Raw genomic sequence first — 12,445 nt, 5'->3', positions numbered from 1 at the left:
CGGTTTGAAAGGCGGGGTTATTTACCGATGCAGAAGCTGGAAAAGATCCGCCCCAGCAAGTCATCGGAGCTGAAGGCCCCGGTAATTTCCCCAAGGGAATGTTGGGCCTGGCGAAGGTCTTCGGCCAACAATTCACCCGCCCCCGCCAAGGTCAGCTGCGCGCGACCGTGTTCCAGGGCGGCACTGGCATGGCGCAAGGCTTCAAGATGCCGCCTGCGGGCGCTGAAGCTGCTTTCCGAGGTCTGCTCGTAACCCATGCAGGCCTTGAGGTGTTCACGCAGCAATTCCAGGCCTTCGCCAGCCGCCTTCGCGCTCAGGCTGATGGTCACATGGCCGTCGTTGCTGACCTCAAGGACAATCGCTTCCCCGGTCAGGTCGGCCTTGTTGCGGATCAAGGTGACTTTTGCCGGATCCGGGCGGACTTCGAGGAATTCAGGCCACAGGGCAAATGGATCGTCCGCTTCCGGTGCGGTGGCATCCACCACCAGCAGGACCCGATCGGCTTCACCGATGGCCTTGAGCGCCCGTTCAACGCCAATCTTTTCCACCTGGTCCTCGGTGTCGCGCAAACCTGCGGTATCCACTACGTGCAGCGGCATGCCGTCGATGTGGATATGTTCACGCAGAATGTCCCGGGTGGTGCCGGCGATCTCGGTGACAATCGCCGCTTCACGACCGGCCAGGGCATTCAACAGGCTGGACTTGCCGGCATTCGGACGCCCAGCGATCACCACGGTCATCCCATCGCGCAACAAGGCACCCTGCCCGGCTTCGCGCAGTACTGTGGATAACTCATCGCGCACTTTATCCAGCATGCTCAGCACGTGGCCATCGGCTAGGAAGTCGATTTCTTCTTCCGGGAAATCAATCGCGGCCTCGACGTAGATCCGCAGGCCGATCAACTGTTCGGTGAGGTTATGCACACGCAGGGAAAACGCGCCCTGCAAGGAACGCAATGCGTTGCGTGCCGCCTGCGCAGAACTGGCTTCGATCAAATCGGCGATCGCCTCGGCCTGGGCCAGGTCGAGCTTGTCGTTGAGGAATGCCCGTTCACTGAATTCACCCGGCCGCGCCAGGCGACAGCCCAGTTCCAGGCAACGCTTGAGCAGCATGTCCAGCACGACGGGGCCGCCATGCCCTTGCAGTTCCAGTACGTCTTCGCCGGTGAACGAATTCGGCCCAGGGAAATACAAGGCCAGCCCCTCGTCAAGGACCTGCTGGTCATCACTGAAAAACGGACCGTAATGAGCAAACCGCGGCTTGAGTTCACGACCGCTGATTGCCTTGGCCGCAACACTGGCCAAGGGCCCCGAAATACGGACGATGCCGACACCGCCGCGACCTTGGGCAGTGGCAACGGCGGCGATGGTTTCACGCGGTGCGCTCATAAAGCGATATCCAGACAAAAGTGGCAGATAGCAAAACGCCCCACTAGGGGGCGTTTTGTGTGGTTATCCACAGAGCAAGTTACGCCTCGGCTTTTTTCGTAGCCGCTTCGATCTTACGCGTGATGTACCACTGCTGAGTGATGGACAACACGTTGTTCACAACCCAGTACAGCACAAGACCAGCCGGGAACCACAGGAAGAAGAAGGTGAAGATGATTGGCATCATTTTCATGACCTTCGCCTGCATCGGATCCGGAGGCGTTGGGTTCAGCTGCTGCTGGATGAACATGGTCGCGCCCATGATGATCGGCAGGATGAAGAACGGATCCTTGATCGACAGGTCGGTAATCCACAGCATGAACGGTGCCTGACGCATCTCCACGCTTTCCAGCAACACCCAGTACAGCGACAGGAACACGGGCATCTGTACAAGAATCGGCAAGCATCCACCCAGCGGGTTGATCTTCTCTTTCTTGTACAACTCCATCATGGACTGGGACATTTTCTGCCGGTCATCGCCATGTTGCTCTTTCAGCGCGGCCAGTTTCGGGGCCACAGCGCGCATGCGAGCCATGGATTTGTAGCTGGCGGCCGACAATGGGAAGAACAGACCCTTGATCAGCATGGTCAGGAAAATGATCGACCAGCCCCAGTTACCGACGATGCTGTGGATATGTTGCAGCAGCCAGAAGATCGGCTGGGCAATGAACCACAGGAAACCGTAGTCCACAGTCAGTTCCAGACCTGGGGACAACTCTTTCAGCACGGCCTGGCTTTTAGGACCGGCATACAGAATGGCGCTGGTTTCGGCTTTCGCACCTGGCGCGGCAGTCAATGTCGGGCCGGTGTAACCGATGATGAAGTTGCCTTTGCTGTCTTTCCGCGTCTGGACGACGTTGCTGTCGCCTTTCTGCGGGATCCAGGCTGTTACAAAGTAGTGCTGCAGCCAGGCAACCCAGCCACCTTGGACGGTTTCCTTGAGCGGGCCCTTGTCCATGTCCTTCATCGACACTTTCTTGTACGGCTCCGAACTTGTCCACAGGGCGGCGCCCAGGTAAGTCGCGGTGCCGGTGGCAGTGCTCGAAGAAGGATCGGAGCTGGCGTCACGCTTCAATTGCGCGAACATCGCACCAGACCAGGGCTGTGCGCTCTGGTTGTCGATCAGGTAAGAGACGGTTACGTCATACAGGCCACGTTTCAAGGTGAAACGCTTGATGTAATTGACGCCATCCTTGCTGAACTTCAGGTCCACGACCAATTGGTCCTGACCGTCAGCCAGTTGATAAGTCTTCTTCTCGGCGGAGTAGATCGGGCGACCGGCCGGGTTCGAATCCGGGCCGTTGGTACCGATCAGGCCACTTTGGGCCAGATAGGTACGCTCGTTACCGTTGTCGAACAACTGGAACGGGATTTCCGGATGATCCTGGCGACGCGGGTACAGCGGCAGCTTCAGCTGGGCGACGTCACCACCTTGTGGATCGATTGCCAGCTCGAGCACGTCCGTCTTGATCTGGATGAGATCTTTGCTTACGGCCACGGGGGCTTCGGCGGGAGCGCTGGTATCGCTTGCCGCGCGCGGGATGTCGTCATTGCTGGCAGCGTTGTTGCCAACTGGGGCATCCGGCAGGCTCGGTGCGGTATTGCTGGCTGCAACATTCTGAGTCGGCAGGGCAGCCTGGCCATAGTCCTGGTTCCATTTAAGGACCATGACGTAGGACACGATTGCCAGGGCGACGATCAGGATCGTGCGTTTGATATCCATGATTACTCGGCCATCGAAGAAGAACGGGAGGTAGGGATAGGCGGAACCGGGTCATAACCGCCGGGATTCCACGGATGACAGCGACCTAAACGACGAAAGGTCAGCCAGCCACCGCGCAGTAGGCCATGATTTTCTATGGCTTCGTACGCGTAGCAGGAACAACTGGGGTAGAAACGACAGTGACTGGCCATCAAAGGACTAATGGCATAGCGGTAAAACTGGATCGGAACGAGTGCCAGTTTACGCATCAGGACTGTCTACCCCTACAGTTTCGGTGTTGACTGCTGGTACTGGCTTGTTGCGGGCCAGACGCTTCCAGAGCTTGCCGAAATGCTGAATCAATTCGGGGTTTTCTACGTCACCCAAACCTTTGCGCGCGACGATAACAATGTCCCATCCAACCAGTGAATCCTGGTTAAGGCGAAACGATTCGCGCATCAGACGTTTGAGGCGATTGCGCTGAACAGAGAGCTTGACGCTCTTTTTCCCGATAACCAGCCCTAGTCGGGGGTGATCGAGATCGTTACTGCGCGCAAGGAGCAGGAGATTTTTCCCCGGAACCTTGCCGGTAGGGGAGTCAAAGACTGCCTTGAAATGCCGGGGTGTAAGCAGACGCTTTTCCCGACTGAAGTCCTGACTCACCTCCAGTGCCGGATTATCAAACTGCCAGACGCGCACGACCTTTGGCGCGACGACGCGACAGGACGGCACGACCGTTCTTGGTAGCCATGCGAGCACGGAAACCGTGGGTACGAGCGCGTTTGATAGTGCTTGGTTGGAAAGTACGTTTCATGTCGTGTTACCTGGTTCGTCCACAACGGGCCGGAATGGCCCCCGTTTTAAGAGACCGGGGATTCTAGAGAAAGCAAGCCTCTAGGTCAATTTCCAACCAGCGTTTCCTTTAAATAGATATCCAGGCGCTTGGGCGGATTCATCACACGACGCTAGATATAGAAATAAAGAAGGGAATTATTTAAAGCTTTTCTGTAAAGCTTATAAAAGCAAGGCAGTCACCTGTCTGTGGATAACCATGCTCAGGCCTTGTAATCCGCCATGTACAGAGAATGACAACTACAGGGGAAAGCAGTGGCCAGCCTGTGCTGCGCTGTCGGATAAGCTGTGTGTGGAATGCGTGGTTATCCACAGGGCGGTTATCCACCGACTTTCGCCCCCACTTGTGCAACGACCTCAGGCCCTGTTATCCACAGAGCTTATCCACTGACCGCCCGTCGTCTTTCTTGCAGTTAACACATTGATAAATCATGGGCGATCAGCAAGCTGCATGTGGATAAGTGGGCGTCTGCTCGCTACAATGGCCGCTTGTTTTTGCCTCACCGGCTTTCAACTTAGGGGATATCCGTGTCAGTGGAACTTTGGCAGCAGTGCGTGGAGCTTTTGCGCGATGAGCTGCCTGCCCAACAATTCAACACTTGGATCCGTCCACTACAGGTCGAAGCCGAAGGCGACGAGTTGCGTGTCTATGCACCGAACCGTTTCGTTCTCGACTGGGTCAACGAAAAGTACCTGGGCCGGGTCATGGAACTGCTCGACGAGCATGGCAATGGCATGGCGCCTGCGTTGTCCTTATTAATAGGCAGCAAGCGCAGCTCGGCACCGCGCGCCGCACCCAACGCGCCGCTGGCCGCCGCAGCGTCACAGGCCCAGCAGGCTGCAACGGCACCGGTTAACAACCATGCTGCCCCGGCACCCGCGCCCGCCCCGAGCAAACGCAACGCACAAAAGGTCGCCGAGGTCAGCGAAGAACCCTCCCGGGACAGCTTCGACCCGATGGCCGGTGCCAGCTCCCAGCAGGCGCCAGTGCGGGCCGAACAGCGCACCGTCCAGGTCGAAGGTGCGCTCAAGCACACCAGCTACCTGAACCGGACCTTTACCTTCGAGAATTTCGTCGAAGGTAAATCCAACCAACTGGCTCGCGCCGCGGCCTGGCAGGTCGCGGACAACCCCAAGCATGGCTACAACCCGCTGTTTCTTTATGGCGGCGTAGGCTTGGGTAAGACCCACTTGATGCACGCGGTGGGCAACCATCTATTAAAGAAGAACCCGAATGCCAAGGTTGTGTACCTGCATTCCGAGCGTTTCGTGGCCGACATGGTCAAGGCGCTGCAGCTGAACGCGATCAACGAGTTCAAGCGTTTCTACCGTTCGGTGGACGCCTTGTTGATCGACGATATTCAGTTCTTCGCCCGCAAGGAACGTTCCCAGGAAGAGTTTTTCCACACCTTCAACGCGTTGCTTGAAGGCGGGCAGCAGGTCATTCTCACCAGTGACCGCTACCCGAAAGAAATCGAAGGCCTTGAAGAACGCCTCAAGTCGCGTTTCGGCTGGGGCTTGACGGTGGCCGTCGAGCCGCCCGAGCTGGAAACCCGGGTCGCGATCCTGATGAAGAAAGCCGACCAGGCCAAGGTCGAGCTGCCTCACGACGCCGCGTTCTTCATCGCTCAGCGTATTCGCTCCAACGTGCGTGAGCTCGAAGGTGCCCTCAAGCGGGTGATCGCTCACTCGCACTTCATGGGTCGCGACATTACCATCGAGTTGATTCGCGAATCCTTGAAGGATCTGTTGGCACTTCAGGACAAATTGGTTTCTGTGGATAACATTCAGCGAACCGTTGCGGAATACTACAAAATCAAGATTTCCGACCTGCTGTCCAAACGCCGTTCGCGTTCGGTAGCACGTCCGCGTCAGGTGGCGATGGCCCTGTCCAAGGAACTGACCAACCACAGCCTGCCGGAAATCGGCGATGTGTTTGGCGGACGCGACCACACCACCGTGCTGCACGCCTGCCGCAAGATCAACGAACTTAAGGAATCCGACGCGGACATCCGCGAGGACTACAAGAACCTGCTGCGTACACTGACCACTTGATGACCACCAGCGCAGCTTATTAAGGCAAGGGACTAGACCATGCATTTCACCATTCAACGCGAAGCCCTGTTGAAACCCCTGCAACTGGTCGCAGGCGTCGTCGAACGCCGCCAGACCTTGCCGGTACTTTCCAACGTGCTGCTGGTTGTCGAAGGCCAGCAACTGTCGCTGACCGGTACCGACCTGGAAGTCGAGCTGGTCGGTCGTGTGCAACTTGAAGAACCGGCCGATCCGGGTTCCATCACCGTGCCGGCGCGCAAGCTGATGGACATCTGCAAGAGCCTGCCCAACGACGCGCTGATCGACATCAAGGTCGATGAGCAGAAGCTCGTGGTCAAGGCCGGTCGCAGCCGTTTCACCTTGTCCACGCTGCCAGCCAACGATTTCCCGACTGTGGAAGAAGGCCCGGGTTCGCTGACTTGCAGCCTGGACCAGAGCAAATTGCGTCGCCTGATCGAACGCACCAGTTTCGCCATGGCCCAGCAGGACGTGCGTTATTACCTCAACGGCATGCTCCTGGAAGTGTCGGCTGGCGTCATCCGCGCCGTCGCCACCGACGGCCACCGCCTGGCCATGTGCTCGATGCAGGCCGATATTGGTCAGCCGGATCGCCACCAGGTGATCGTGCCGCGCAAAGGTATCCTAGAGTTGGCCCGCCTGCTGACCGAGCCGGACGGCAACGTCAGCATCGTGCTGGGCCAGCACCACATCCGCGCCACCACCGGCGAGTTCACCTTCACGTCGAAGCTGGTAGACGGCAAATTCCCTGACTACGAGCGCGTGCTGCCAAAAGGTGGCGACAAGCTGGTCCTGGGCGATCGCCAGGCGCTGCGCGAAGCTTTCAGCCGTACCGCGATTCTCTCCAACGAGAAGTACCGTGGCATCCGCCTGCAACTGGCCAATGGTCAACTGAAGATCCAGGCGAACAACCCGGAGCAGGAAGAAGCGGAAGAAGAAGTAGGCGTTGAGTACAACGGCGGCTCCCTGGAAATCGGCTTCAACGTCAGCTACCTGCTCGACGTGCTTGGCGTGATGACCACCGAGCAAGTGCGTCTGATCCTGTCCGACTCCAACAGCAGTGCGCTGGTGCAAGAGTCCGATAACGACGATTCGGCTTACGTTGTCATGCCGATGCGTCTGTAATCATGCCCAGCAGAAGCTAGATGTCCTTAAGTCGCGTCTCGGTCACCGCGGTGCGCAATCTGCACCCGGTGACCTTCTCCCCCTCCCCCCGCATCAATATCCTTTACGGCGCCAACGGCAGCGGCAAAACCAGCGTCCTGGAAGCCGTGCACCTGCTCGGGCTTGCCCGTTCGTTTCGCAGCACCCGCCTATTACCGGTCATCCAGTACGATCAACTGGCATGCACCGTGTTCGGGCAGGTGGAACTGGCAGAAGGCGGCCATAGTGCCCTGGGGATATCGCGGGACCGGCAAGGCGAGTTCCAGATCCGCATCGATGGGCAGAACGCTCGCAGCGCGGCACAGCTGGCCGAGATCCTGCCATTGCAGTTGATCAACCCGGACAGCTTCCGTCTATTGGAGGGCGCACCGAAGATTCGTCGGCAATTTCTCGATTGGGGCGTGTTCCACGTGGAACCGCGGTTCATGACCACTTGGCAACGCCTGCAGAAGGCGCTGCGCCAGCGAAACTCTTGGCTGCGACATGGTACACTTGACGCCGTTTCGCAAGCGGTTTGGGACAGGGAACTGTGCCAGGCCAGCGCTGAAATCGATGAATACCGCCGCGCTTACATCAAAGCCTTGAAACCGGTCTTTGAGCAGACCTTGAGCGAGCTGGTTGAGCTTGAGGGCCTGACGCTCAGCTATTACCGAGGCTGGGACAAGGACCGGGAACTGAGCACCGTGTTGGCTGGCTCGCTGCAGCGGGACCAGCAGATGGGCCATACCCAGGCCGGACCACAACGTGCTGACTTGCGTCTCAGATTGGGCGCACATAACGCCGCGGACATCTTGTCCCGGGGGCAGCAGAAGTTGGTGGTGTGTGCCCTGCGCATAGCCCAGGGGCATCTGGTCAGCCAGGCCCGCCGCGGTCAGTGTATTTATCTGGTGGATGACTTGCCGTCCGAGCTGGACGAAGCCCACCGCCGCGCGCTATGCCGCTTGCTGGAAGACTTACGCTGCCAGGTGTTCATCACCTGTGTAGACCACGAATTATTGAGGGAAGGCTGGCAGACGGAAACGCCAGTCGCTCTGTTCCACGTGGAACAGGGCCGTATCACCCAGACCCACGACCATCGGGAGTGAAGGCATTGAGCGAAGAAAATACGTACGACTCAACGAGCATTAAAGTGCTGAAAGGCCTGGATGCCGTACGCAAACGTCCCGGTATGTACATTGGTGACACCGACGATGGTAGCGGCCTGCACCACATGGTGTTCGAGGTGGTCGACAACTCCATCGACGAAGCCCTCGCCGGCCATTGCGACGACATCAGCATCATCATCCACCCGGATGAGTCCATCACCGTTCGCGACAACGGCCGTGGCATCCCGGTAGACGTGCATAAAGAGGAAGGCGTTTCCGCCGCCGAGGTCATCATGACCGTCCTCCACGCAGGCGGTAAGTTCGACGACAACTCCTACAAGGTATCCGGCGGTCTGCACGGCGTAGGTGTATCGGTAGTGAACGCGCTGTCCGAACAACTGGTCCTGACCGTTCGCCGCAGCGGCAAGATCTGGGAGCAGACCTATATCCACGGCGTGCCCCAGGCCCCGATGGCGATCGTTGGCGACAGCGAAAGCACAGGCACCCAGATCCACTTCAAGGCTTCGAGCGAAACCTTCAAGAACATCCACTTCAGCTGGGACATCCTGGCCAAGCGGATTCGTGAACTGTCCTTCCTCAACTCCGGTGTCGGCATCGTCCTCAAGGACGAGCGCAGCGGCAAGGAAGAGCTGTTCAAGTACGAAGGCGGCCTGCGTGCGTTCGTTGAGTACCTGAACACCAACAAGACCCCGGTCAACCAGGTGTTCCATTTCAACGTCCAGCGTGAAGACGGCATCGGCGTGGAAATCGCCCTGCAGTGGAACGACAGCTTCAACGAGAACCTGTTGTGCTTCACCAACAACATCCCGCAGCGCGACGGCGGCACCCACCTGGTGGGCTTCCGTTCGGCACTGACCCGTAACCTGAACAACTACATCGAACAGGAAGGCCTGGCGAAGAAGCACAAAGTCGCCACCACCGGTGACGATGCCCGTGAAGGCCTGACCGCGATCATCTCGGTGAAGGTGCCGGATCCAAAGTTCAGTTCCCAGACCAAGGACAAGCTGGTGTCTTCCGAAGTGAAGACCGCAGTTGAACAGGAGATGGGCAAGTACTTCTCCGACTTCCTGCTGGAAAACCCGAACGAAGCCAAGCTGGTGGTCGGCAAGATGATCGACGCCGCCCGTGCCCGTGAAGCGGCGCGCAAGGCCCGTGAGATGACCCGCCGCAAAGGCGCGCTGGACATCGCCGGCTTGCCGGGCAAACTGGCCGACTGCCAGGAAAAGGACCCTGCCCTGTCCGAGCTGTACCTGGTGGAAGGTGACTCTGCTGGCGGTTCCGCCAAGCAGGGTCGCAACCGCCGCACCCAGGCCATCCTGCCGCTCAAGGGCAAGATCCTGAACGTCGAGAAGGCACGCTTCGACAAGATGATTTCTTCCCAGGAAGTCGGCACCTTGATCACGGCGTTGGGCTGCGGCATTGGCCGCGAAGAGTACAACATCGACAAGCTGCGCTATCACAACATCATCATCATGACCGATGCTGACGTCGACGGTTCGCACATCCGTACCCTGCTGCTGACATTCTTCTTCCGTCAGCTGCCGGAGTTGATCGAGCGCGGCTACATTTACATCGCCCAGCCGCCGCTGTACAAGGTCAAGAAAGGCAAGCAAGAGCAATACATCAAAGACGACGACGCCATGGAAGAGTACATGACGCAGTCGGCCCTGGAGGACGCGAGCCTGCACCTGAACGAAGATGCCCCAGGCATTTCCGGTGAAGCCCTTGAGCGCCTGGTGAATGACTTCCGCCTGGTGATGAAGACCCTCAAGCGTCTGTCGCGCCTGTACCCACAGGAACTGACCGAGCACTTCATCTACCTGCCAGCCGTGAGCCTGGAGCAACTGTCCGATCACGCAGCGATGCAGGATTGGCTGGCCCAGTACGAAGTACGCCTGCGCACTGTCGAGAAATCCGGCCTGGTCTACAAAGCCAGCCTGCGTGAAGACCGTGAACGTAACGTCTGGCTGCCGGAGGTCGAACTGATCTCCCACGGCCTGTCGAACTACGTCACCTTCAACCGCGACTTCTTCGGCAGCAACGACTACAAGACCGTCGTATCCCTCGGCGCGCAACTGAGCACGCTGCTGGACGAAGGTGCGTACATCCAACGTGGTGAACGCAAGAAGGCCGTGACCGAGTTCAAGGAAGCCCTTGAGTGGCTGATGGCCGAAAGCACCAAGCGCCACACCATCCAGCGATACAAAGGTCTTGGCGAGATGAACCCGGATCAGCTGTGGGAAACCACCATGGATCCAGGCTCGCGCCGGATGCTGAAAGTCACCATCGAAGACGCCATTGGCGCGGACCAGATCTTCAACACCCTGATGGGTGATGCGGTCGAGCCTCGTCGTGACTTCATCGAGAGCAATGCGTTGGCGGTATCCAACCTGGATTTCTGATCCCTTCAGCAGCACCGCTCCAAAAAAAAGCCAACGCTTATGCGTTGGCTTTTTTTTACGTTTGAAAAACGTGCACCCTTTTCAGGCCTGTGGATAAAAAACGGGGTAACTCGGTAACACCTTGGCACAAAGCCTTCATGCTCAATAGGTTAGGAATTGGGTGAGAGCCCCGGATAACGGGGCCTCAGATTTTCTGGCGCAGAACTTGCGTGTTAAATAAATTACACATCGTTTCTTTAAATTGACAGGGGAACGGTGGGGTACGAGGTGACACGAATAAATCCAACACCAAGGGTAGTCTCAATGAGCGGTACGCAAACTTCCAATCATCTGGAGCAAGGGCTCAAACCCCGGCATGTGACGATGCTATCCATCGCCGGCGTCATCGGCGCTGGCCTTTTCGTTGGCTCCGGCCACGCTATTGCAGCGGCCGGTCCAGCCGTGCTGCTGGCTTACGCTGCCGCGGGTGCCTTGGTGGTGCTGGTGATGCGGATGCTGGGCGAAATGGCGGTGGCGTCGCCGGACACCGGTTCCTTCTCGACCTATGCTGACCGTGCGATTGGTCATTGGGCCGGTTTCACCATCGGCTGGCTCTACTGGTGGTTCTGGGTCCTGGTGATTCCGCTGGAAGCCAACGCCGCCGCGACGATCCTGCATGCCTGGTTTCCGAACGTGGCAATCTGGGCCTTCACCTTGGTCATCACCCTGATGCTGACGGTCACCAATCTGTTCAGCGTGAAGAATTACGGAGAATTCGAATTCTGGTTCGCCCTGGTCAAGGTGGTGGCAATCATCGGCTTCATTGGCCTGGGTGTGATGGCGATCTTCGGCTTGCTGCCCACCAGCCAGGTCAGCGGTGTTTCGCACCTGTTCGACACCCAGGGCTTCCTGCCCAACGGTATGGGCGCGGTGTTGGGGGCAATTCTGACCACCATGTTTTCGTTCATGGGCACCGAGATCGTGACCATCGCGGCGGCCGAATCGAAGAACCCGGGCCAGCAGATTTCCAAGGCGACCAACTCGGTCATCTGGCGGATTGGCTTGTTTTACCTCGTCTCCATCTTCATCGTCGTCGCCCTGGTGCCATGGAACGATCCGATCCTGGCCAGCGTCGGTTCCTACCAGACGGTGCTGGAGCGCATGGGCATCCCCAATGCCAAGCTGATCGTCGATATCGTCGTCCTGGTGGCGGTCACGAGCTGCCTGAACTCGGCGCTGTATACGGCTTCGCGGATGATGTTCTCGTTGGGCAAGCGTGGTGATGCGCCGGCCGTTTCCCAGCGCACCAACAAGAGCGGTACGCCTTACTGGGCGGTGATGCTGTCGACCGGGGCGGCCTTCCTCGCCGTGTTCGCCAACTATGTGGCTCCGGCCGCCGTGTTCGAATTCCTGCTGGCCAGCTCCGGCGCCATTGCGTTGCTGGTGTATCTGGTCATCGCGATTTCGCAACTGCGCATGCGCAAACAACGCATGGCGCGTGGTGAAAAAGTCGCCTTCAGCATGTGGCTGTTCCCCGGCCTGACCTACGCGGTGATCGTCTTCATCGTGGGAGCCTTGACCATCATGCTGTTCCAGGAAGCCCACCGCGTGGAAATCCTCGCGACCGGTCTGCTCAGCGTACTGGTCGTCGCGTCCGGGTTGCTGGTGCAGCGCCGTCGGATCGCCAAGGCAGGAAAAGGGCTACAGATGGCCAGGTGAGCTGATCACCCTGGGTTCATC

Annotated in this window: 10 protein-coding genes; 5 read left to right on the top strand and 5 right to left on the bottom strand. The window is 58.4% G+C overall.

Features of this window, described 5'->3' with window-relative positions:
* Nucleotides 1–17 precede the first annotated feature (17 nt).
* From mnmE to rpmH, 5 genes are all read right to left on the bottom strand, one after another.
* Nucleotides 18–1,388, bottom strand: a complete 1,371-nt coding sequence (gene mnmE / locus AB4O22_RS26780) for a tRNA uridine-5-carboxymethylaminomethyl(34) synthesis GTPase MnmE (RefSeq protein WP_003207104.1) — start codon at nt 1,386–1,388, stop codon at nt 18–20.
* A 79-nt stretch (nt 1,389–1,467) separates the two neighbouring features.
* Nucleotides 1,468–3,150, bottom strand: a complete 1,683-nt coding sequence (yidC, locus tag AB4O22_RS26775) for a membrane protein insertase YidC (RefSeq protein ID WP_003207105.1) — start codon at nt 3,148–3,150, stop codon at nt 1,468–1,470.
* A 2-nt stretch (nt 3,151–3,152) separates the two neighbouring features.
* Nucleotides 3,153–3,398 (bottom strand): membrane protein insertion efficiency factor YidD, encoded by a 246-nt coding sequence (yidD, locus tag AB4O22_RS26770; RefSeq protein WP_010465488.1) that lies wholly within the window; start codon nt 3,396–3,398, stop codon nt 3,153–3,155.
* The gene (gene rnpA / locus AB4O22_RS26765) at nt 3,391–3,792 is read right to left on the bottom strand and encodes a ribonuclease P protein component (RefSeq protein ID WP_003207107.1); all 402 of its coding nucleotides are present in this window, start codon (nt 3,790–3,792) and stop codon (nt 3,391–3,393) included. Before rnpA ends, yidD begins: the two co-directional genes overlap by 8 nt.
* Nucleotides 3,793–3,808: 16 nt before the next feature.
* Entirely contained in the window at nt 3,809–3,943 is a 135-nt protein-coding gene (rpmH, locus tag AB4O22_RS26760; RefSeq protein WP_003213577.1) for a 50S ribosomal protein L34, read from the bottom strand.
* A 566-nt stretch (nt 3,944–4,509) separates the two neighbouring features.
* Here rpmH and dnaA point away from each other — a divergent pair.
* The 5 genes from dnaA to gabP all read left to right on the top strand — a co-directional run bounded on the left by dnaA (nt 4,510) and on the right by gabP (nt 12,424).
* The gene (gene dnaA, locus AB4O22_RS26755; RefSeq protein ID WP_003196144.1) at nt 4,510–6,036 is read left to right on the top strand and encodes a chromosomal replication initiator protein DnaA; all 1,527 of its coding nucleotides are present in this window, start codon (nt 4,510–4,512) and stop codon (nt 6,034–6,036) included.
* A 39-nt stretch (nt 6,037–6,075) separates the two neighbouring features.
* Complete coding sequence (gene dnaN, locus AB4O22_RS26750) at nt 6,076–7,179, top strand: DNA polymerase III subunit beta (protein WP_003196145.1); 1,104 nt, start codon at nt 6,076–6,078, stop codon at nt 7,177–7,179.
* A gap of 20 nt (nt 7,180–7,199) precedes the next feature.
* Complete coding sequence (gene recF, locus AB4O22_RS26745) at nt 7,200–8,303, top strand: DNA replication/repair protein RecF (protein WP_003196148.1); 1,104 nt, start codon at nt 7,200–7,202, stop codon at nt 8,301–8,303.
* Nucleotides 8,304–8,308: 5 nt separating this feature from the next.
* Nucleotides 8,309–10,726, top strand: coding sequence for a DNA topoisomerase (ATP-hydrolyzing) subunit B (gene gyrB, locus AB4O22_RS26740; RefSeq protein ID WP_027912872.1), 2,418 nt, complete (start codon nt 8,309–8,311; stop codon nt 10,724–10,726).
* A gap of 303 nt (nt 10,727–11,029) precedes the next feature.
* On the top strand, nt 11,030–12,424 hold the full coding sequence (gabP, locus tag AB4O22_RS26735; RefSeq protein WP_223472457.1) for a GABA permease: 1,395 nt from the start codon (nt 11,030–11,032) through the stop codon (nt 12,422–12,424).
* The last annotated feature ends 21 nt before the right edge of the window (nt 12,425–12,445 follow it).

It is taken from the genome of Pseudomonas sp. S3_B11 (assembly GCF_054667715.1).
The sequence above is the reverse complement of the archived record's forward strand: the minus strand, read 5'-3'. Positions and strand labels throughout refer to the sequence as shown.